Here is a 20,368-nt window from a genome sequence, read left to right as displayed (position 1 = left end):
ATGCCCAATGGGTGGCGGTGAGCTTTTATCGCCACCCCCTTATTACTCCTTGTATCTCTCAAACCCATTCCATCTCATCTCTCTCCACCGGCACCGTTCCCGTTGAAAGATGCAGGACCCAAGGGTTTTATGCCTGGGGGCATCCGTTGTACTGTTAATAAAGCCGCACCCTGCTGATGGGAAGGATTTTTAGCGTATTGTTGTGTTCCAACCAGGTATTGTAGGGTGTGAATGGGCGCTATCCGCCAGGAGGTATCTATGAGGTTGCGGTTGCGTGGAAGACAAAAACTTGCGTCTGGAACTTGGTAACGGCATGCTTGTCCGTTGTTAGTATTATCATTAGGGAGCACAGAACGATGGCTTTTAACGATTCACATACGGCAAGACCGCAAACGGGCAACGCAGTCAGTGGTACAACTGCGAATAAAGTATTGCGTAACACCTACGCTTTACTTGCCATGACGCTGCTATTTTCTGCGGTTACCGCTGGCGCTTCTATCGCGCTGGGCATTCAGCAAATGAACATATTTGTGTTCTTTATTGGTGCCTATGGACTCATGTTCTTGGTCCATAAAACAGCTAACTCTGCCACTGGACTGCTGGCCACTTTTGCCTTTACGGGCTTCATGGGCTTCACCCTTGGCCCGATTATTTCTGCCTACCTGACGCTGCCCAATGGCGGTGCACTGATCATGAACGCGCTAGCTATGACGGGGCTGACCTTCGTAGGTCTATCCGCAGTAGCGCTTACCACTAAGAAGGACTTTAGCTTCTTAGGCAATTTCCTGATGGCTGGCGCCATTGTGCTCATTCTGGCAATGGTTGCCGGTCTGATTTTCAATATTCCTGCACTTTCACTGATGGTATCAGCTGGCTTCGTGCTCTTTGCATCTGCGGCCATTCTGTATCAAACCAGTGAGATTGTGCACCGTGCTGGCGAGACCAACTATATTCTCGCTACCGTCACGCTCTATGTATCGATCTATAATCTGTTTATCAGCCTGCTGTCTATTCTTGGTATCATGAGCAACGATTGATACGTATCTGGCATGCGATGTTTTGGCTGTTAATCTCCACAACAGACCCTACCTAGTAGGGTCTGTTTTTTTGGTGACGATATACAAAAGAGGTGATGATGGAGTATGGCCTGTTAGTTATGGGAGCGCCTTACAGCAGTGCTGCGCCGCACTCTGCACTGCGCTTTGCCTATGGGTTACTTGAGGCTGGTCATCGTATTGCTGGTGTTTTCTTCTATCAGGATGGTGTACACAATGCTTCCATGTTGATGATGCCGCCTCAAGATGAACTTAATATGTACGACGCCTGGGTGGCGCTGAGTCGCGACCATGGTGTCTCGCTTGACGTGTGTATTGCCGCAGCACTCAGACGGGGGATAATGAGTGAGACGGAAGCACAGCGCCACGGCCAGCAACACTTCAACCTGGATGCGCCTTTTGAATTAACCGGGCTCGGTCAGTTGCTGGAGCTGCAACAGCGTTGTGACCGTTTTATTACGTTTGCGTAGAGGAGTGGCAATGGTTGAGCAGAATGAGCGTCTGGTGGTTATTCGTCATGCGCCGTATAGTTCGCACTGTTTACGTGAAGGTCTTGATGCCGCACTGGTGGCGGCTGCCTTTGGCCAAAAGGTGAGCCTGCTTTTTTTGGGGCAAGGGGTATTCGCGTTACTAAAAGATCAGGCAGTGGGAGCGCCGGGCCAGAAGTCAACCTTACCTACGATAGATATGTTGGCGATGTACGATATTGAACAGTTGATGGTGCCTCTGAATGAGCTTGATGCCCTCAATATCAGCGTTGATAAGCTGGTGGCGGGTATAGCAGTAGTGCCAAGCCAATCGTTACCTGACTTATTTCAACGCTACACGCATATTCTTACGTTTTAAAAACGGAGGCTCAGTGCTGCATATTCTCAATAAAGCACCGCATAGCGATGCCGCCCAGCAGGTGCTACAGGTACTAGGTAAGGACGATGTCCTCCTTTTGATTGAAGAGGCTGTCCAGATAATCGTTTATCCTGATTGGGAGGGTTGGAAGCAGCATTCTTCACGTATTTATCTTTTGGAAGAGGATGTATTGTCGCGAGGTTTTCAAGCTGAAATCCTGTCTGGTTCGTTGCCGGTGGTAAATATTAGCAAGTTTGTATCACTTACTGAGCAACACAAACAGAGTGTGACATGGTACTGACAATGAATACGAAGTTATACCGTTATCTTGATTCAGAGAAAAATATTGCCTTAGACCCAGAAGGCTATCTAGTTAATCAATCACAATGGAACGAAGCCGTTGCCAGCTTGCTTGCTGAAGATGAAGGAGTAACGTTAACCCCTGAGCATTGGGAAATTATTAATGTCGTTCGGGATTTTTATGCGCGCTATGAGATGGCTCCGGCAATGCGCCCGTTAGTGAAAGCAACCCAACAGGCACTTGGCAATGAAAAAGGGCGCTCGGTGTATTTGATGATGCTGTTTCCTGGTAGTCCTGCTAAACGCATTGCACGCTTGGCAGGGTTGCCAAAACCTACCAATTGTTTATAGCTGCAACTATTTTAAGACAGGAAGCAACCTGCTTTTCTAAACGGCATCTCCCCGTGTACAGACTGACAGCACAATAGCATCTTCAGGGCTGGTCGATACCAGAGCGTGGCCCATATCGCTATCAAAATAAATACTATCTCCTTCCGCAAGTACTAATGGGGCATAAAACTCGGTATAGAGCATGATATCGCCATGCAACACCATCAGAAACTCTTCGCCATCATGGCGCACCCACTGGTGATACTCGTCGAAGCTACGGGCACGCACGATGGTTTTAAAAGGGATCATGCGTTTTTGTGCCAGCTGATGACCAAGCAGCTCATGCTCATAGGTAGGCGTAGGGTGAAGTTGGCCTTTTCCTTTGCGCGTCAGGTCTCGGCGCCCCATGGTATAGCGCTCGCGTTTTGGCGGTGTGAACAGTTGGGGTAGGTCGATATTCAACCCGGTAATCAGCTTTTGCACCACGCTAAAGGTAGGCGATACCTGGTCATTCTCAATCTTGGAGAGTGTAGAGCGAGCCAGGCCGGTGCGTTGGCTAACATCTTCCAGTGTCCATTGGTTGGCCAGTCGAATTTGCTTGAGCCGCTCGCCAAGACGCAAGGGCTCTACAAAGGGCTTTCGCCCTGACGCAATGCGCAGTGCTGCATGCTCTTCAGAAGTAGCGGTCATAAAAAGTCACGTAGGGAAGATGCCAATAAAACCGCATGGTATCACACACCCAGTGCATCACAGCTGCAAATGGTGGTTGCCATTTCAGGGAGTATCCGTAAACGGAAGACCAAGCAACGCTTTTATGTGCGCTTCGGCACTGCTTGCCAGAGAGGTTGGGTTGTAGCCTCCTTCAAGCACTGAAACCACACGGTTCTCTGCATAGAGAGCAGCGATTTCCATTGCAAGGTGAGTCACCCAGTAAAAATCCTCATCCTCAAGGCAGATATCACCCATCGGGTCATCCTTGTGGGCATCAAACCCAGCGGAGATCATTACCAAATCCGGCTTAAAAGCATGCAGCGAAGGTAACCATTTACGTTCAACTATGCGCCGAAACTCAGCGCTGTCGGTACCCACCTCCAAGGGCGTATTGACCACATTCTGCCATTCACTGCGCAAATAGCGCCAGGGGTAAAACGGGTACTGGAAGCTGGTACAGATGAGGATATCTGGATCGTTTTTAAAGATATCGATCGTGCCATTGCACTGGTGTACATCGAAGTCGAGAATGGCGATGCGTTGCGCGCCATATTTGGCCCGTGCATGAGCGGCGCCTACAGCAATGTTGTTATAAAAGCAAAATCCCATGGCGTCAGAGGCTTCAGCATGGTGGCCCGGCGGGCGTACCGCACAAAAAACGTTATCTGCCTGGCGCTTAAACACCTGGTCGACACCACGTACTACCGCTCCGGCTGCCACCCGGGCAGCCTTGAGGCTATCCGGATTCATCATGGTGTCGCTATCCAGTGTAATAATCCCTTCTTCCGGCACGCATTTTTCCAATGCATGCAGGTGCCTTACCGGATGTACTCTGGCCAGAGCTTCTGCGCAGACCTCTTTCGCATCGGCTTGCATCGTTTGCTGAAGTAGTCCGGTTAGAGATAAACGTGCACGAATCGCCTCCAACCGCAGGGGACTCTCAGGATGTTCTGGCCCCATATGGTGCAATAAGCAGTCTGGATGGGTAAGGTAGGCAGTAATCATGCAAGCGCTCCATTCATGTTGAAGCCACCATAATCGCCACGAGGGCTTGCGCGACAGTGTCAATAAGTCGTACACAGTGGTTATTTATTTCAGGGGAGATCATCTGTGAGCACACGATTCCTGCATCATTTCTTTGAGCCCCGCACAATCGCGGTGTTTGGTGCCTCTGAAAAACCAGCCTCTTTGGGGGGCTTCGTACTCACTAATCTTCAGGAAGGAGGCTTCAAAGGTAAGCTCTGGGCGGTAAATCTAAGGGGTTACGAGACAGTATTTGGTGAAGACTGTGTACGCAATGTTAGCGATTTACCGGAAGTACCCGACCTGGCGGTTGTTTGCTCACCGATCGAAGGCGTTCCCAGTCTGATTAAAAAGCTAGGCCAGTTCGGTGTAAAGGCAGCGCTTGTGCTATCTGGCGGGGCGTATCTGGATCGTGATAAGGGCAACAAAGGGTCCATCAGACAGCGTATGCTACAGGCGGCAAGAGAGTCGGGCATTCGCGTACTGGGCCCGGAGTGTATGGGCCTGATTGTACCGGGTAAAAAACTCAATGCATCCTATGCCAGCCAGCCGGTAAAAGCGGGCAGAGTGGCTTACTTGGGCCAGTCGGGTATGTTGGCGAATGCCATGATCGACTGGGCCGCAGGACGCGATGTGGGCTTTTCCCACCTGATTACCGTGGGTGACAGCGTGGATGTGCTGTTGCCGGATTTAATTGATTATGTAAATCAATTTTCACCCGCCCAGACGATTCTACTTCACCTGGAGCGTGTAACTGACGCGCAGCATTTTATGACTTCTGTACGTGATGCTTCGCGTAACCGACTGGTATTGGCCATCAAGAGTGGGCGAACCCCTCAGTCCGACATTTCAGGTATGGCACCAACACCGGGAATTGCCAATAGAGATGTTGTGTTTGATGCCGCTTTTGCCCGCGCCGGTGTCGTGAGGGTGAATGATTCGGATGAATTGCTGGACGCTCTTGAGACTCTGTCACGTATGAAGCCGCTGCGCGGCGATCGTCTGGCCGTTGTCTCCAACGGCTTGGGGCCTGCGATGTTGGCGATAGATAAGTTGGTGAGTGCGGGCGGTAAGTTGGCCGAGTTTAGTGAGCCGACGCAAGCGGCACTGCACAAAAGCCAGGTGGATATGAGTAAGCCCGGTGAGAACCCGGTGGATTTAGGGGGCAACGCGACACCAGAACGCTTTGTTGAAGCGCTGAAAATTGTTACTTCAGACCCAAATGTTGATGCCGTATTGGTCGTACACGCACCTACCCGCATGGCACCGTCAGTCGCCACAGCACAGGCGCTGATTGATAACCGTAAGTTATTTAAACGTAATCTGCTAACCAGTTGGATGGGCTTGAAAGAAGCACTTAAAGCCCGGCATGTCAGTAGCCTGGCAGGCATCCCTACCTACATTTCGCCAGAAAAAGCGGTCAAAGCGTTCATGCATATGGTGGATTACCAGCGGGTACAGGCATTACTTCATGAAATTCCACCCAGCCTGCCATTTTCCACCAGCCCCGAAATACGTGCTGAATGCCGTGCGTTGATTACCAACGCCAAAGAGCAGGGGAGACAAATGCTTACCCACTCCGAGACGGCTCAGGTGTTGGAAGCTTATGGTATACCTACTGCCCCAAGCGTTTATTTAACCAGCCCTGAAGATGCACTGTCCCAGGCTGGCAGTTTTCCGGGGCCAAAAGCGCTTAAAGTTATCCATGAAGGTAATTGCCGTCCCTATCGTTATCGCAAACACCCTCACAAAATATCCGCGGGCTTGTTACAGGACTTGGAAACCCCTGAGCAAGTGGCAGCGGGTGTTAGGCAACTGGGTGAGAAAGTCCATGAAAAATTTCCCGAATACACTATCCGGGAATACTGTCTGCAACCGATGCAGCGTGGAAAGCATTCGATGCAGATTTGTGCCGGCATTACCCGCGACCCGGTATTTGGCCCGCTGATTGTTTTTGGTATTGGTGGTTACAAAGTGAATGTATTGGCAGATCGCCAGGTCGCCTTACCACCGCTCAATATGAGCCTGGCAGCGGACGTGGTGGGTAGAACTCACGCAGCATCGCTGATTCGGGAGCATTCAGCGGATCCTGAGCGCGATATTCAACGGCTTTGCCAACTGCTGGTGAAATTATCGCAAATGGCATCTGACTTGAGTGATTTACGTGGGCTGGAACTGAATCCGCTGCTGCTCAATCGCGATGGCATACTGGCCGTGGACTTTGCGATGGATTTGGGGACACCTTCACGCTTTGCCATCATGCCTTACCCGGAAGAGCTACGGGAGTGGGTGACCTTAAAAAATGGCTGGCAGGTAGAGGTGCGGCCAATACGGGCTGAAGATGCGCCTCTGATCACTACGTTCCACCGTCAGCTTTCAGAAGAAAGCATCCGTTTCCGTTATTTTCATAACAAGTCCAGCCTTACCCAGCGCGATTTATCAATCCTGTCACATATTAACTATGACCGACAGATGGCTTTTATCGCCGAACACCAACACGAGGATGGCAGTAAAGAGATGCTGGGTGTCGTTCGTGTATGGAATGACCCCGATAATATCCGCACTGAATTCTCTATTATTATTCGCGACGACTTGCAGGGGCTTGGCATCGGCAGCCTATTGATGAAAAAAATGATCGACTACTGCACCAGTATTGGCACGCTTGAAATGATTGGGAAAATCATGGTCGACAACCACCCCATGCGGGCACTCATGAAACACCTGGGCTTTAAATGCCGCTACAACATGGAGGAGCAGGTGATTGATGCCGTACTGCGCTTAAACGAACCTGGCAGCGAATGGCAACGGCACCGTCTGGAAAGCCTGCCTGATTGAACCCACACTTCACTATGATGGTAAAAAGGCCTGCTCCATTTTCAGCAACAAGCCTTTTGTATTCTTGTAGAATAACGTGCTCGCTCGACTTTCTGGTTATCATCAAGGCGCTAAACGGAAACGGCTCCATTCACCACCATCACGCCGCTCAAAGCGCAGGCGGTCATGTAAGCGGCTGGGTTGGCCCTGCCAGAACTCGATCATTTCGGGAGTTATGCGATAGCCTCCCCAGTGAATGGGGCGGGGAATATCCTGGCCATCATAAGCCTGTTCAAAGCGTTTTTGGCGCTCTTCAATCCAATTACGATCAGGGATTACGACACTTTGGGTGGCGATCCAGGCGCCTAGTTGACTACCTCTTGGACGACTGGAGAAGTACTCATCAGATTCCTCCGGTGACACTTGTTCGACAGGGCCTTCGATGCGTATCTGACGAGCCATTGATGGCCACCAAAACGTCATGGCAGCATAGGGGACGTTGCTTAATTCGCTGCCCTTGTGGCTATGATAATTGGTAAAAAACACCATGCCCCGCTCATCAAACCCTTTCAATAACACCACGCGCGCATGGGGGCGGCCTTGGCTATCTACTGTCGAAAGGGTCATGGCATTGCCGTCTTTGCCCTCATTCTCCAGTGCCAGAGTGAACCACTCGTCAAATAGCACGAATGGGTTGTCGGGGGTTTGCGATTCCTCCAGGCGGCCGCCCTCATAATCCCGCCTGATGTCAGCTATGCTACGAGTCATTGAATGGTGCTCCCTTGCGGTAATGTTAAACTTTGCTGTCCATGTTCGCTGGTATGCTGGTAAAGCTCAAGTATTGATCAAATAGCATGACAATAGAGGGAATGTGAATGCGCAGCGATAAACAACGCGTGGCCGTCTGGGACACACTGATACGCCTGTTCCATTGGGGTTTAGTGGCAGCGGTAACTATTTCGTTTTACACCACCAAAACAGAGGGTACGCCCTTTTTGTTCCCCATCGAAGTGCACGCCCAGGCAGGCTACCTCATAATAAGTTTGTTGGTATTTCGCGTTATCTGGGGGTTCGTGGGCAGTGTTTATGCGCGTTTCGGTACCTTTTTATACTCGCCAAAAGAAACAGCTACCTACACCAAAGCACTGGTAGCGCGTCGTGCTTCCTCTTATGCGAGCCACAACCCGCTCGGCGGATGGATGGTGGTCATTATGTTGTTATCTCTTTCGTTTCAGGCAATCAGCGGGCTTTTCTTAAGTGATGATATTTTTTTTCAAGGCCCCTTTAATGAACTCGTTGGACGTGATGTCAGCCGGGAACTCTCCCGCCTGCATGCGCTCAACAGCGATTTGCTGCTGATACTCATCGGCCTGCACGTTGCAGCACTGACCGCGCATAAACTACTGGGTGAACGTCTGGTGACGGCAATGGTGACAGGCGTAAAGTATTTCAAACAGTCTCCTGCAGACTTGCAAACATCCACTACGGGGAAGCATCGTCTACAAGCCCTCGCTGCACTTCTGGTGGCCGCAGGTATCACTGGCTGGCTATGGTTTTACTGAGAGAACTGAGAACGTAGTGGCCTTGGAACAGATACTGCACCAAGGCCATATGACTCAGGCGTTAGCACGCTGCTGCCGACTGCGAAAGCGGGCATATGCCATGCAGCCAGTGAAAAGGGCCATGGATACCACAGCCTCCAGCACACCGCGCAGGCCCTGTCCCGGTAGTGTTGCCAGCATCACACCCTGGGTAAAATAGAGCAAACTGACGAACGCCAACCAGGCATGTCCTCTGGCCCGCTGACCAATAATCGACGGTAAAAACAGTACCAGCGGCAGAACGAATGCCACAACAGGACGCCAGTTAAACGCACCTCCCTGGATAAAAAAGCCCCGATACACCACCAGAAGCAACAGGACACCAAAGCTGATCAGCACAAGCTGCCGTGATTGATGCGTCAACCTATCCAGCCCATGGCGCGCCTCCAATTCTTCAAGCCACTGCCTCATGAAGTTTCCCCCTGACGCATGTTGTTAAGTGCCAAGGCCAGCCTGGCGAGGCGTTTTCCCTGTGCCAGGCACAATGTACGCTCATGTTCGTCCACGGGGCGATCACTACGTGCACCGGCGACATGACTGACACCGTAAGGAGTGCCCCCTGTCTGTGTCTCAATCAGGGTGGTTTCGCTGTAAGGAACACCTGCATACACCATGCCATGGTGAAGCAGCGGAACCAGCATCGTTAACAGTGTACTTTCCTGGCCACCATGGAGGCTTGAAGAAGATGTAAAGGCACAGGCGGGTTTGTCGATGAGCGCGCCATTCATCCATAAACTGCTGGTATTATCCAAAAAGTACTTTAATGGTGCGGCCATATTGCCAAAACGTGTAGGGCTACCCAGCGCCAGAGCGCTACAGTGGCGTAAATCCTCTAACTCAGCGTAGACAGCGCCTTCCTCTGGAATCTCCGGCTCAGTGGCCTCACAGGTTGTGGAAACCGCTGGCACTGTACGCAGACGAGCTTCGATGCCGGACACACTTTCAACGCCTGCTGCTATTTGGCGTGCCATATCCGCAGTGGCCCCAAAGCGCGAATAGTAAAGAATGAGAACAAACGGCGTGGTATTACTCATAAAGGTTCCTAAAGATAAAAGGTAACAGTGAAATAAAGAAAACACGGGATTATGAACCTATGGTACCAGAGCTACCCACTGGTCAGGAGAGGGCGTCAGTAATTGACTCAGGGTTGGCAAGCGCACATACACCCAGGCGGTAGAGCCATCTGCTAAGGTCTGTTGAACCCGTTCGTAGCGAATACCTAAACGTTCATAGCGGTCCAGGCGAGCAAGCTGCTGTGGTGTCACTTCCAGCCTTAGCCCCTTAGTCTGTGCGTCTTCATTGGGTGCCAGATCCAGGCGTTGCCGCTTAAACCCTTCGAGAATGGCGGGCTGTGGGTTTCCCGACGCCCCCATCACGACCCAGCGCACCGGGGCGTAGCGTAGTGTGCCATACACAAAGACATGGTGGGTTCGTGGTTCAATGGCAGGTAAATGCGAAGGGCGCTCATAGAACCAGGGGCTTAGCATGGTCAGCCATAGCCACCCAGCGATGCCAACGACGATCACCGCGCTGCCTATCATCAATCGTTTAATCCACACCATGCCATTTCCTTTTGGTACGTTAGGCTTAGAGCTTGGCTTGCCACCTTAATGAAGACAAGTCTTAAGCATTAGCGAGCGGTTTGCTAGGATAAGCAATAGACCCTATCGGAGGAGACTGCTATGAACCAGCCACTTCGTAATGATGAAATGGATTTTCGTGCGTTTGTAAGTGATGTGAAACCACTACCCAAGCGTAACAGGGCAGATACAGGAAATCCGCGCCAGCGTCCCTCAGAAGCTCAACTGGCAAGGCGTGAAAGTGCCGAGGAGCTTTTGGCAGAGCGTAATTTCCTATCTGATGATTTCGTTGATTTACTGCCCCCCTTTGACCCGATTGAGTACCGGCGGGAGGGTATCCAGCAGGGAGTGGTTGATAAACTCAAGCACGGTGGCTATAGCGTGCAGGCACAGCTGCATCTTTTACGCCGCCCCCTGGCAGAGTGCCGCAGGATGCTGTTTCCTTTTATTCAGGAGGCCTATGCCCACGATCTTCGCTCGGTGTTGATTGTGCATGGTCGCGGGCGCGAGCTTGATAGCCCTGCTAATGTACTTCGCTCCTACTTAGCGAAGTGGCTCAGCCAGTTTAATGAAGTGCAGGCTTATGTATCGGCCCAACCTTCAGAGGGCGGCTTGGGGGCTACCTGGGTCATGCTGCGTAAAAGTGACCGGGCCAAAGCCAATAATCGTGAGCGACAACAAAAACGGCGTGGTTAATAGCAGCCATAAAGCACCCATATAGGGACTTTATCCAAAAATAATAGGCTAAAGTCCTTTTTTTGTAACCTTATGGAATATTAATTATATTTCTGTAATGTGCTATTATTGTCACTTAAAGCATTATTTTGTCCTTTGTGTGCTTAAAGAGGTACCTTATGTGCATTGAAGATAAAGCACCTGCTGCGATGGCAGAAGAGTTAGGTAAACGCTTAAAGCAAGCACGTCTGAATAGCGATATGACCCAAGCTGACGTCGCTATGCGAGCTGGGGTATCACGCAAAGTTGTGCTGAATGCGGAAAAAGGGCACGTTCAATTAGAAGCGCTGTTAGCGATTATGCAGGTGTTGCAATTAACATCGCAGATAGATCGCTTCTTGCCACCTGCCATCGTCTCGCCGGTACAGCTTGCCAAACTTCATGGTAGGCAGCGCCAACGCGCATCGGGGCAGCGAAAAACACACGATGAGGATGCGCTGGAATGGTAATGGAGGTCGTCAACGTCAATTACCTCGACCACTTCGTGGGGGCAGTCAGCTTTGACAGCGCCCAGGGGCAGGGGGCGTTTGAGTATGATACAGCCTTCATCAAGAAGGGAATTGAGCTTTCCCCAATCAAAATGCCGCTAGCCGCCAACATATACACCTTTCCGGAGCTCAACTTTCATACTTTTAAAGGTCTGCCAGGCCTAATAGCAGACTCACTACCTGATGACTTTGGTAATGCGGTGCTTAACGCCTGGGTGGCCAGTCGGGGTGGGCAGCCGAGTGATATCACACCACTGCAACGCCTGCAGTATACCGGTAAACGTGGGATGGGAGCGCTTGAGTATGCACCCGCTACTCAACTCAAAAGCCTCAATGCGTCATCCCAGATTGAGATAGCCTCCTTGGTGAGTATTGCACAGGACATCCTGGATAGCCGATCGCACTTTACCGTTGAGCTGGCGAAAGAGGGGCAAGAGGACCGAGAAGCGATGATGGCATTGTTATCGGTTGGCATGAGCGCAGGGGGGGCGCGACCAAAAGCTGTGCTGGCATTTGACGATACTTTTTCCCATGTTCGATCAGGACAAACAGACGTCCCAGAAGGCTTTACACACTATTTGATGAAATTTGACGGAGTTAGCGACCATAATAAAAACCGCGAGACCTTTGGTGACCCTCTGGGTTACGGCGCAATGGAGTTCGTTTACCACCTGCTGGCTCACGCCTGCGGGATCAATATGATGCCTTGTCGGCTGTTGGATGAAGGGAGTCGTCGTCACTTTATCACCCAGCGTTTTGATCGCATTGGCAACCGTAAGCAGCATGTGCAAACGCTAAATGGCATTGCCCATGTAGACTATAAGCAGCCTGGTTCGTTTTCGTATGCTGAGTTATTCGCCGTTGCACGACGTTTACGGCTGAGTGCCACTGAGGCAGAACAACTGTTTAGACGAATGGTCTTTAATATTGTGGCAAGAAACCATGATGATCACGCTAAAAACGTTGCTTTCATACTCCAAGGGGGCATCTGGAGGTTAGCACCGGCCTATGATCTTGCTTATAGTTACAAGCCGGGTAGCCCGTGGGTGAACCAGCACTGGATGAGCTTAAACGGTAAGCGTGACCATTTCTCTCGTGACGATTTTTATTCGTTGGAGAGGGTCAGTCCTCTATTTACACGCAAAAAAATCGACGCCATCATTGATGAAGTTTCCACCTGTGTTGCCAAATGGTCACAGTTGGCCACGCAGCATGGCGTGCCCGACTTTCTAATTGACGAGGTCGCGGGCAACTTACGCCTATACCTGTAGTGTTTGAGGTGCGCAGCAAATATAAAGCCGACAAAAGCTCACCGCCTTTGTCGGCTTTATTTATTTGGCAAAGCCTTACTGACTGGTGGCGGCCAGGCGCCGCTCAAATAGTGCCTGACGCTCTTCAACATCCGTCTGATAGCGAACAGTAAATGCATTTAGCGCCCGAATAGCATCTCCCGGGTGTTGATCATCACGCAGTGCCATGCTCGAAAAGCCACAACGGCGCATATAGTCCAGTTGATCCACCAACACATCACCAACCGCGCGCACTTCACCTGTATAACCGTAACGCTCACGCAGCAGGCGGGCGATGGTGTAACCGCGGCCATCAGTAAAGGCGGGGAAATCGATGGCAATGGCAGGGGACGCGCTTAACTGTTTCCCAAGCTCAGCGGTTAATTCCGTATCACTCGCCAGTAGCGGGGCAAGCTCAGCATCGTCCTGGTTGGCCTGCCAAAGCGCCAGCGGAACGAAAGCAGGACGCTGCTCGGGAAGCGTGTCTGCATCGTAAGACACACACCAGGCATTCTCGGCCGCCAGCTCACCATTGGCGATCAAATGATCAACATGTACTGGTGTCACTTCAGTCGCTTCACTCGGTTGGTCATTAGTGGGCATAGACACGTTCCTTAAAGGGTTTTAAACCAATACGGCGGTAGGTATCCAGGAAGCGCTCATCTTCGTGGCGTTCGGCTACATATACTTCAAGCACTTTTTCAACCACACCTGGGACATCTTCGCGGAAGAAAGAGGGGCCGAGAATTTTGCCCAGAGAAGCATCGTCAGTAGAGTTACCGCCAATGGAGATCTGGTAGTACTCTTCACCTTTCTTGTCGACACCCAGAATGCCAATATGGCCCACATGGTGGTGACCACAGGCATTCATACAGCCGGAGATATTCAGATCCAGCGGGCCGAGGTCATACAGGAAGTCCAGGTCTTCAAACCGCTCCTGAAGTGCCTGCGCAATAGGAATGGATACCGCATTGGCCAGACCACAATAATCCCCACCAGGGCAGCAGATGATATCGTTAAGTGTCCCTACCGTCGGATTAGCCATGCCCAAGGCATCGAGTTCTTTCCAAAGCGCTTCCAACTCGTCCACCGGTACGTCTGAAAGCACCAGATTTTGCTCATGGGTCACACGTACTTCACCAAAGCTGTAACGGTCAGCCAAATCTGCCACGGCTTCCATCTGGTCAGCGGTTACATCGCCAGGGGCGTGTTCACGACGCTTTAACGACAGCGTCACGGCCTTGTAGCCATATACCTTATGATCAGTCACATTATTGGTCACAAAGCGGGCAAAGCTGCGGTTTTCACTGCGCAGCTGTTCAAAATTGATGACCGCACTTTCAGCGACCGGGCGGCGCTCTGGCTCGGGAAAGTGGCCTTTCGCAGCGTCAACCGCCGCTTGATTCAGTGTTTGTGGGCCATCTTTGAGGTGAGCCCACTCTTCGTCTACGCGACGACGGAACTCTTCAATCCCCAGTGCTTTCACCAGGATTTTAATACGTGCTTTGAACTTGTTATCGCGACGGCCAAATTGGTTATATACGCGAACGCACGCTTCCAGGTAAGTCAGTAGGTGCTGCCAGGGCAGGTCTTCACGCACCACATCACCGATCATCGGTGTACGGCCAAGGCCACCACCCGCCAATACCTTAATACGCAGCTCATCTTGATCATTACGCCATAGCCGCAGGCCGATGTCGTGAACCTGGATGGCAGCACGATCCTGGGCAGCGCCGCTTACCGCGATTTTGAATTTACGCGGCAAATAGGCGAATTCCGGGTGCAGGGTAGACCACTGACGAATTAACTCGCACCATGGCCGGGGATCTTCCACTTCATCATTGGCAATGCCAGCAAACTGGTCGCTGGTGGTGTTGCGAATGCAGTTACCGCTGGTCTGAATTGCGTGCATCTGCACTTTTGCCAAGTCAGCTAAAATATCTGGCACATCTTCAAGTGCCGGCCAGTTAAGCTGAAGGTTTTGACGGGTGGTGAAGTGTCCATAGCCGCGGTCATAGCGCCGGGTGATCTCAGCCAGAGCACGCAACTGGTAACCCGCCAGCATCCCATATGGAATGGCAATACGGAGCATCGGCGCATGCTTTTGAATATATAAGCCGTTCTGCAGCCGCAATGGGCGAAACTCTTCTTCTCCCAAACGCCCGGCGCGGTAGCGTTCCATTTGGTCGCGAAACTGAGCAACGCGCTCGTCAACCAACGTTTGGTCGTGAATATCATAACGGTACATGTGGCACGATCCTGCTAAAAGCGAAATGGTCACGTCGAGACGGACGGTAATGTATCGCCACCTTAACGCGGGTTTTATATTCTACAAAAGAATATATAATTATCTTTTTATCGTTAAACGCTATTTAAAACTATTTGGGTCTGCCAGCGCCGCCGCTGCCATACCCATAAAAAGCCAGTCGAGTTAAGCAATCGATAAACTAATTGCATCAGCCATACACCAAGCAACCCATAGCCCAGTCCAATGCCAACCCACCACGCCAGTGGTAAGAAGACGAACCATTGCATACCAAGGGTTAGCAACATCACAGTACGCTGGGCACCAGCGCCCATCAACGCCTGAGCCAGCACAAGGGCTGCTGCATCCAGCACAATCATAACGGCTGTAATCTGCAGAGGTAAGCTGCCTAGCTGTATAAGATTGTTGTCGGTAAAGAAAATGGCTAACACATGTTCAGGTAACAGCAGCATAGGCAGTGCCAGCAGCGTCAGCAGCATACCAGCAACGTTTAAGGCATCAATTCCCCAGCGGTGAGCCTCATGCTTGTTATCCCGGCCGAGGGCCTCGCCCACCAGACTCATTACCGCCACCCCGACCCCTACACCAGGCAATATAAGCAGTAAGGATAAATTGATCAGTACATGGCCCACCGCCACGCTTTCAGTTCCCATCTTACTTAATAACCAAAACAGCACCACGTACCCTGCTGCAAACAGCAGTTGCTGAACAGAGTGGGGCGTAGCAAGCAACAGGGTGGTGCGAATCGCCCTCCAACCGGGTAGATAAGCGCCTGATCGTTGGGTGTGCTTAAGCGTCACCCAACTCCAGATCACAAGGCCCAGAAACAGCGAAAGCGTTGTGCCAATACCAGCGCCACTGGTGCCCAGGGCCGGCAGGCCCGCTACTCCATAAATCAGCCCGGCGCTTATCACAACATTAAACACATGAACGATAACAATAATACGCAGATAGAGGTGGGTATGCTGCAAGCCGTTCCAGTAACCACGCAGGCATAATGTTAAGGCGATGGCGGTCAGCGAAATCACACGCCAGCGAAAGTAGTCTACGGCCAGCGCCTGTACCTCGTCAGAAGATGCCATTAACTGCAGTAACACCGGTGCCTGCCACCAGGCCAGACACGACAGTGGCATACCAACAAGCATGCCAATAATCAGGCCAGCATATAGTGGGCGGGTGGGGGTAGCGCCCCCGGCTCCCAGCTTTTGCGCTGTCTGGGACTGCACGCTGGAAGAGAGCCCAAACACCAGTGCCGTGACCATAAACATGGCATAGCCACCTATCCCAACCCCTGCCAGGGCTTGCTCTCCCAAATGGCCAACAAGAGCAGCATCGACAAGGTTAAGCACACTCTGTGAAAGCATGCCTAACATGATAGGTAATGCCAGTCGCATGACTTTGCCCTGGCGGCGAACCACTGGCGACATCAGTTGGGATCGTAAGAGAGCACAGGAGAAAGCCAGCGCTCCATTTCCTGCAACGGCATCTGTTTTCGCGCAGCAATCGCTTCTACCTGGTCACGGGTGATTTTGCCCGTGGAGAAGTATTTGGACTGCGGGTGGGCAAAATACCAGCCAGAGACAGCGGCAGCAGGCCACATGGCAAAGTTTTCCGTTAACGTCAGTCCGGTGTTTTCTGGCGCGTTCAACAAACGGAACAGAGTGGTTTTTTCCGTATGGTCAGGGCAGGCCGGATAGCCAGGAGCAGGGCGTATACCCTGATATTTTTCCGCAATCAGTGCTTCGTTATCCAATGTCTCTTCAGGCGCATAGCCCCAGAACTCTTTACGTACGCGTTCGTGGATACGTTCCGCAAAGGCTTCAGCCAGTCGGTCCGTAAGCGCTTGTACCATGATAGCGTTATAGTCATCGCCTGCTGCTTCATAGGCTTTTGATAATTCATCAACCCCATGTCCTGTGGTAACGGCGAAGCCGCCTATCCAGTCAGCTTTACCGCTCTCTTTGGGGGCAATGAAGTCCGCCAGGCTATAACAAATACCATCGCGCCCTTTGGTGGTTTGTTGGCGGATATGGTGTAAGCGCTCAACCACTTCGGTACGGCTCTCGTCAGCATATACTTCGATCACATCATCATCAACGCTGTTGGCTGGCCATAGACCGATAACACCTCTGGCCGCAATCCGTTTCTCATCGATCAGCTTGCGCAGCATCACCTGGGCATCTGCAAACAGGTTACGGGCCGCTTCCCCAACCACATCGTCGTTAAGGATTTTGGGGTACTTGCCTGCGAGCTGCCAACTCATAAAGAAAGGGGTCCAGTCGATGCGCTCTACCAGCTCTTCCAGGTCGTAGTCATCGAAGGTTTTTAAGCCCAGTATTTTGGGTTTAACGGGGGTAACGCTGTTCCAGTCCGTACGGAAACGGCGCTTACGCGCCTGGGTGTAGTCCAAATCCGCTGCTTTGGGGCGGCGTTTCGCATTACGCTCACGTACCTTCTCGTACTCTTCACGAATCTCGCTGACATAGGCCGCTTTAAGGTTGGGCGCCAATAATCGGCCCGCCACTCCTACCGCCCGCGAGGCATCGGTGACGTAAATCACCGGGTGCTCGTACTGAGGCTCAATCTTAACGGCCGTGTGTGCCTTTGATGTGGTGGCTCCGCCGATCAGCAGAGGCAAATTCATGCCCCGGCGCTGCATCTCTTTGGCAACATGGACCATCTCATCCAGGGAAGGCGTTATCAGGCCGGAAAGACCAATAATGTCGGCATTGTGCTCCTGTGCTGCCTGAAGAATCTTGTCTGTGGGCACCATAACGCCAAGATCGATCACTTCGTAGTTGTTACACTGAAGCACCACACCCACAATATTTTTACCAATATCGTGCACGTCTCCTTTAACCGTAGCCATAACGATCTTGCCTTTGGCCTGGGTCTCGGCACTTTTTTCCGCTTCGATATAGGGAATCAGGTAGGCCACTGCCTGCTTCATTACCCGGGCGGATTTAACTACCTGTGGCAGGAACATTTTACCCGCACCAAATAGATCGCCGACCACGTTCATGCCATCCATTAACGGGCCTTCGATCACTTCAATGGGGCGTTCGGACTGGGCTCGGGCCTCTTCAGTGTCATCTTCAATATAGGCGGTCACACCTTTTACCAGGGCGTGCTCAATGCGCTTGTTCACCGGCCAACTGCGCCACTCTAAATCCTCTTTTTTAGCGGCGCCGCTACCATCACCCTTATATTTATCGGCAAGATCAAGCAGTCGTTCGGTACCATCACTGCGGCGGTTGAGCACAACATCCTCAACGGCATCGCGTAGTTCGGCAGGCAAGTCATCGTACACGGCGAGCTGTCCAGCATTGACAATCCCCATCGTCAGGCCCGCACGAATAGCGTGGTAAAGGAATACAGAGTGGATGGCTTCGCGTACAGGATTGTTACCACGGAAGGAGAACGATACGTTCGACACACCGCCTGAAATCATGGCGTGGGGCAGGTGCTCACGAATCCACTGGGTAGCCTCAATAAAGTCTACTGCGTAGTTATTATGCTCTTCGATGCCGGTTGCGATAGCAAAGATGTTCGGGTCGAAGATGATGTCTTCTGCGGGGAAACCAATCTCATCGACCAGTAGTCGGTAAGCGCGTTCACATATTTCGGTTTTGCGCGCAAAGGTATCGGCCTGACCCTCTTCATCGAAAGCCATCACCACAATCGCCGCTCCAAAGCGGCGGCACTTGGTGGCATGTTCTCGAAACGCCGCTTCACCCTCTTTCAGTGAGATCGAGTTAACCACCGCTTTGCCCTGCACACACTTCAGGCCCGCTTCAATGATGTCCCACTTTGAAGAGTCGATCATGATCGGCACACGGGCGATATCAGGCTCACCCGCGATCAGGTTAAGAAAGCGCACCATCGCTTCCTTGGACTCCAACATGCCTTCATCCATGTTGATGTCAATAACCTGAGCGCCGCTTTCAACCTGCTCCAACGCTACTTCCAGGGCAGTGGTGAAGTCCTCCTCGACGATCAGGCGCTTAAAGCGTGCCGAGCCAGTAACGTTGGTACGCTCGCCAACGTTGACAAACAGAGAGTCCACTTCAATGTTAAAGGGTTCAAGCCCGGATAGGCGGCAGGCCTTGCTACGCTCGGGTACCTGACGGGGAGCCATGAGCCGCACCGCATCGGCAATTGCCTGAATATGTTCTGGCGTCGAGCCACAGCAGCCGCCAATAATATTAACAAGACCGCTTTCGGCAAATTCGCTGACAATAGCCGCCATCTCTTCCGGAGTCTGGTCATATTCGCCAAATTCATTGGGCAGGCCAGCGTTAGGGTGAGCGGAAACGAAGGTATCTGCTTTGGTTGCAAGCTCCTCCAGGTAGGGGCGAAGTTCCTCAGCCCCTAACGCACAGTTAAGGCCAACCGAAAGAGGCTGGGCATGGCGGATGGAGTTCCAGAAAGCTTCCGTGGTTTGGCCGGAGAGGGTGCGACCGGACGCATCGGTAATCGTACCGGAAATCATCACCGGCAGCCGCTTGCCCAAGTCGTCAAAAAGTTCTTCAAGAGCGTAAATGGCGGCTTTGGCATTAAGCGTATCAAAGATGGTTTCGATCATAATGAGATCGGCGCCACCCGCTATTAAGCAATTGGCAGCTTCGTAATAGTTTTCACGCAGCTCATCAAACGTTACGTTACGCTTTGCCGGGTCGTTGACATCGGGGGAAAGAGACGCGGTGCGGGAGGTGGGGCCAAGCACCCCCGCCACATAGCGTGGAATACCGGTTTCCGCAGCTACAGCATCGCACACCTCTCTGGCAAGGCGTGCGGATTCCCGGTTTAACTCAGGCACCAGATCTTCCATGCCGTAATCGGCCTGGGAGAGGCGTGTACTGTTAAAGGTATTGGTTTCGATGATATCTGCACCCGCTTCCAGATAGTCGCGATGAATACGTGCGACCACATCAGGGCAGGTTAACGCCAATAAGTCGTTGTTACCCTTTAAATCAGAGGGCCAGTCGCCAAAGCGTTCGCTACGAAAATCTTCCTCGCTAAGCTGTGCATTCTGCAACATAGTGCCCATGCCGCCATCCAGAATCAGGATGCGTTGGGTAAGGCGTTGGGTAAGGGAAGCAGTCAAATCACTAGCAGCCATGGCAGGGGAAAATCTCCAGCGTCTCAGTCGAAAAGGGTATTTTTATGATCAGCGTCTATGGGTAAGCGGCGCCTATCATAACAAAGGGTGCTACATAGGGCAGCAAGTTAGGTCGGCAAGTTAGCGTAGCAAGCCGATTAAGCGATTCATTTAAGGTTCAGACTGAAGGAAGGTTCGCGCTATGGGAATAGCCTACTAAAATAGTCGG

Annotated in this window: 20 protein-coding genes; 10 read left to right on the top strand and 10 right to left on the bottom strand. The window is 51.8% G+C overall.

Translation table 11 applies throughout. The annotated features are described in order from the left end of the window. Nucleotides 1-356: 356 nt before the first annotated feature. The 5 genes from HP566_RS02575 (at nt 357) to HP566_RS02555 (ending at nt 2,552) form a co-directional block, all read left to right on the top strand. On the top strand, nt 357-1,037 hold the full coding sequence (locus HP566_RS02575) for a Bax inhibitor-1/YccA family protein (protein ID WP_249975696.1): 681 nt from the start codon (nt 357-359) through the stop codon (nt 1,035-1,037). A 98-nt stretch (nt 1,038-1,135) separates the two neighbouring features. Beyond that, a complete protein-coding gene (tusD, locus tag HP566_RS02570) occupies nt 1,136-1,525 on the top strand; it encodes a sulfurtransferase complex subunit TusD (RefSeq protein WP_249975723.1) in 390 nt (129 codons plus the stop codon). A 10-nt stretch (nt 1,526-1,535) separates the two neighbouring features. Further along, on the top strand, nt 1,536-1,901 hold the full coding sequence (locus HP566_RS02565) for a DsrE family protein (protein ID WP_249975694.1): 366 nt from the start codon (nt 1,536-1,538) through the stop codon (nt 1,899-1,901). A 13-nt stretch (nt 1,902-1,914) separates the two neighbouring features. Further along, the gene (gene tusB, locus HP566_RS02560) at nt 1,915-2,202 is read left to right on the top strand and encodes a sulfurtransferase complex subunit TusB (RefSeq protein ID WP_249975693.1); all 288 of its coding nucleotides are present in this window, start codon (nt 1,915-1,917) and stop codon (nt 2,200-2,202) included. 2 nt (nt 2,203-2,204) lie between these two features. Next, nucleotides 2,205-2,552 (top strand): TusE/DsrC/DsvC family sulfur relay protein, encoded by a 348-nt coding sequence (locus HP566_RS02555; RefSeq protein WP_249975692.1) that lies wholly within the window; start codon nt 2,205-2,207, stop codon nt 2,550-2,552. 36 nt (nt 2,553-2,588) lie between these two features. Here HP566_RS02555 and HP566_RS02550 read toward each other — a convergent pair whose 3' ends face one another. Further along, the gene (locus tag HP566_RS02550) at nt 2,589-3,221 is read right to left on the bottom strand and encodes a helix-turn-helix domain-containing protein (RefSeq protein ID WP_249975691.1); all 633 of its coding nucleotides are present in this window, start codon (nt 3,219-3,221) and stop codon (nt 2,589-2,591) included. 84 nt (nt 3,222-3,305) lie between these two features. Beyond that, complete coding sequence (locus HP566_RS02545) at nt 3,306-4,247, bottom strand: histone deacetylase family protein (RefSeq protein WP_249975689.1); 942 nt, start codon at nt 4,245-4,247, stop codon at nt 3,306-3,308. Between the two features lie 105 nt (nt 4,248-4,352). Here HP566_RS02545 and HP566_RS02540 point away from each other — a divergent pair, with 105 nt between their 5' ends. Next, complete coding sequence (locus tag HP566_RS02540; RefSeq protein ID WP_249975688.1) at nt 4,353-7,100, top strand: GNAT family N-acetyltransferase; 2,748 nt, start codon at nt 4,353-4,355, stop codon at nt 7,098-7,100. A gap of 102 nt (nt 7,101-7,202) precedes the next feature. Here the strand turns inward: HP566_RS02540 and pdxH are convergent, their stop codons facing one another. Next, entirely contained in the window at nt 7,203-7,847 is a 645-nt protein-coding gene (gene pdxH / locus HP566_RS02535; RefSeq protein ID WP_249975687.1) for a pyridoxamine 5'-phosphate oxidase, read from the bottom strand. Nucleotides 7,848-7,954: 107 nt separating this feature from the next. Between pdxH and HP566_RS02530 the strand changes: the two genes are divergently transcribed. Further along, nucleotides 7,955-8,641, top strand: coding sequence for a cytochrome b/b6 domain-containing protein (locus tag HP566_RS02530; protein ID WP_249975686.1), 687 nt, complete (start codon nt 7,955-7,957; stop codon nt 8,639-8,641). A gap of 54 nt (nt 8,642-8,695) precedes the next feature. On the opposite strand, the gene HP566_RS02525 is transcribed toward HP566_RS02530, so the two are convergent. From HP566_RS02525 to HP566_RS02515, 3 genes are read right to left on the bottom strand one after another with little or no spacing between them, the layout of a single operon-like run. Next, nucleotides 8,696-9,091 carry a DUF2069 domain-containing protein gene (locus HP566_RS02525; protein WP_249975685.1) on the bottom strand — a complete coding sequence of 132 codons (396 nt, stop codon included), beginning with the start codon at nt 9,089-9,091 and terminating at the stop codon, nt 8,696-8,698. Next, on the bottom strand, nt 9,088-9,714 hold the full coding sequence (wrbA, locus tag HP566_RS02520; protein ID WP_249975684.1) for an NAD(P)H:quinone oxidoreductase: 627 nt from the start codon (nt 9,712-9,714) through the stop codon (nt 9,088-9,090). Before wrbA ends, HP566_RS02525 begins: the two co-directional genes overlap by 4 nt. A gap of 57 nt (nt 9,715-9,771) precedes the next feature. Further along, nucleotides 9,772-10,242, bottom strand: a complete 471-nt coding sequence (locus HP566_RS02515; RefSeq protein ID WP_249975683.1) for a gamma-glutamylcyclotransferase family protein — start codon at nt 10,240-10,242, stop codon at nt 9,772-9,774. Between the two features lie 120 nt (nt 10,243-10,362). On the opposite strand from HP566_RS02515, the gene smrA reads away from it, so the two are divergent. The 3 genes from smrA (at nt 10,363) to HP566_RS02500 (ending at nt 12,754) form a co-directional block, all read left to right on the top strand. Continuing rightward, on the top strand, nt 10,363-10,956 hold the full coding sequence (gene smrA / locus HP566_RS02510; RefSeq protein WP_249975681.1) for a DNA endonuclease SmrA: 594 nt from the start codon (nt 10,363-10,365) through the stop codon (nt 10,954-10,956). A 158-nt stretch (nt 10,957-11,114) separates the two neighbouring features. Beyond that, nucleotides 11,115-11,444 carry a helix-turn-helix transcriptional regulator gene (locus HP566_RS02505; protein ID WP_249975680.1) on the top strand — a complete coding sequence of 110 codons (330 nt, stop codon included), beginning with the start codon at nt 11,115-11,117 and terminating at the stop codon, nt 11,442-11,444. Beyond that, nucleotides 11,438-12,754 (top strand): type II toxin-antitoxin system HipA family toxin, encoded by a 1,317-nt coding sequence (locus HP566_RS02500; protein WP_249975679.1) that lies wholly within the window; start codon nt 11,438-11,440, stop codon nt 12,752-12,754. Before HP566_RS02505 ends, HP566_RS02500 begins: the two co-directional genes overlap by 7 nt. A 75-nt stretch (nt 12,755-12,829) precedes the next feature. Here the strand turns inward: HP566_RS02500 and HP566_RS02495 are convergent, their stop codons facing one another. The 4 genes from HP566_RS02495 to metH all read right to left on the bottom strand — a co-directional run bounded on the left by HP566_RS02495 (nt 12,830) and on the right by metH (nt 20,160). Next, nucleotides 12,830-13,375, bottom strand: a complete 546-nt coding sequence (locus HP566_RS02495; RefSeq protein ID WP_249975678.1) for a DUF934 domain-containing protein — start codon at nt 13,373-13,375, stop codon at nt 12,830-12,832. Beyond that, entirely contained in the window at nt 13,365-15,020 is a 1,656-nt protein-coding gene (locus HP566_RS02490) for a nitrite/sulfite reductase (RefSeq protein WP_249975677.1), read from the bottom strand. Before HP566_RS02490 ends, HP566_RS02495 begins: the two co-directional genes overlap by 11 nt. Nucleotides 15,021-15,133: 113 nt before the next feature. After that, nucleotides 15,134-16,465, bottom strand: a complete 1,332-nt coding sequence (locus tag HP566_RS02485) for an MATE family efflux transporter (protein ID WP_249975676.1) — start codon at nt 16,463-16,465, stop codon at nt 15,134-15,136. Further along, the gene (gene metH / locus HP566_RS02480; protein ID WP_249975674.1) at nt 16,465-20,160 is read right to left on the bottom strand and encodes a methionine synthase; all 3,696 of its coding nucleotides are present in this window, start codon (nt 20,158-20,160) and stop codon (nt 16,465-16,467) included. Before metH ends, HP566_RS02485 begins: the two co-directional genes overlap by 1 nt. Nucleotides 20,161-20,368: the final 208 nt, after the last annotated feature.

The sequence above is a fragment of the Vreelandella olivaria genome (genome assembly GCF_023507745.1).
GTDB lineage: Bacteria > Pseudomonadota > Gammaproteobacteria > Pseudomonadales > Halomonadaceae > Vreelandella > Vreelandella olivaria_A.
This window is presented reverse-complemented; position numbering and strand designations above follow the sequence as displayed.

What these genes read in the sequence shown, in the direction of transcription:
- metH (WP_249975674.1), bottom strand. Translation starts at nt 20,160, where the DNA reads ATGGCTGCTAGTGATTTGACTGCTTCCCTTACCCAACGCCTTACCCAA.
- HP566_RS02565 (WP_249975694.1), top strand. Translation starts at nt 1,536, where the DNA reads ATGGTTGAGCAGAATGAGCGTCTGGTGGTTATTCGTCATGCGCCGTAT.
- pdxH (WP_249975687.1), bottom strand. Translation starts at nt 7,847, where the DNA reads ATGACTCGTAGCATAGCTGACATCAGGCGGGATTATGAGGGCGGCCGC.
- HP566_RS02490 (WP_249975677.1), bottom strand. Translation starts at nt 15,020, where the DNA reads ATGTACCGTTATGATATTCACGACCAAACGTTGGTTGACGAGCGCGTT.
- HP566_RS02515 (WP_249975683.1), bottom strand. Translation starts at nt 10,242, where the DNA reads ATGGTGTGGATTAAACGATTGATGATAGGCAGCGCGGTGATCGTCGTT.
- HP566_RS02525 (WP_249975685.1), bottom strand. Translation starts at nt 9,091, where the DNA reads ATGAGGCAGTGGCTTGAAGAATTGGAGGCGCGCCATGGGCTGGATAGG.
- HP566_RS02550 (WP_249975691.1), bottom strand. Translation starts at nt 3,221, where the DNA reads ATGACCGCTACTTCTGAAGAGCATGCAGCACTGCGCATTGCGTCAGGG.
- HP566_RS02505 (WP_249975680.1), top strand. Translation starts at nt 11,115, where the DNA reads ATGTGCATTGAAGATAAAGCACCTGCTGCGATGGCAGAAGAGTTAGGT.
- wrbA (WP_249975684.1), bottom strand. Translation starts at nt 9,714, where the DNA reads ATGAGTAATACCACGCCGTTTGTTCTCATTCTTTACTATTCGCGCTTT.
- HP566_RS02500 (WP_249975679.1), top strand. Translation starts at nt 11,438, where the DNA reads ATGGTAATGGAGGTCGTCAACGTCAATTACCTCGACCACTTCGTGGGG.
- HP566_RS02530 (WP_249975686.1), top strand. Translation starts at nt 7,955, where the DNA reads ATGCGCAGCGATAAACAACGCGTGGCCGTCTGGGACACACTGATACGC.
- HP566_RS02545 (WP_249975689.1), bottom strand. Translation starts at nt 4,247, where the DNA reads ATGATTACTGCCTACCTTACCCATCCAGACTGCTTATTGCACCATATG.
- HP566_RS02485 (WP_249975676.1), bottom strand. Translation starts at nt 16,465, where the DNA reads ATGTCGCCAGTGGTTCGCCGCCAGGGCAAAGTCATGCGACTGGCATTA.
- smrA (WP_249975681.1), top strand. Translation starts at nt 10,363, where the DNA reads ATGAACCAGCCACTTCGTAATGATGAAATGGATTTTCGTGCGTTTGTA.
- HP566_RS02555 (WP_249975692.1), top strand. Translation starts at nt 2,205, where the DNA reads ATGAATACGAAGTTATACCGTTATCTTGATTCAGAGAAAAATATTGCC.
- tusD (WP_249975723.1), top strand. Translation starts at nt 1,136, where the DNA reads ATGGAGTATGGCCTGTTAGTTATGGGAGCGCCTTACAGCAGTGCTGCG.
- HP566_RS02575 (WP_249975696.1), top strand. Translation starts at nt 357, where the DNA reads ATGGCTTTTAACGATTCACATACGGCAAGACCGCAAACGGGCAACGCA.
- HP566_RS02495 (WP_249975678.1), bottom strand. Translation starts at nt 13,375, where the DNA reads ATGCCCACTAATGACCAACCGAGTGAAGCGACTGAAGTGACACCAGTA.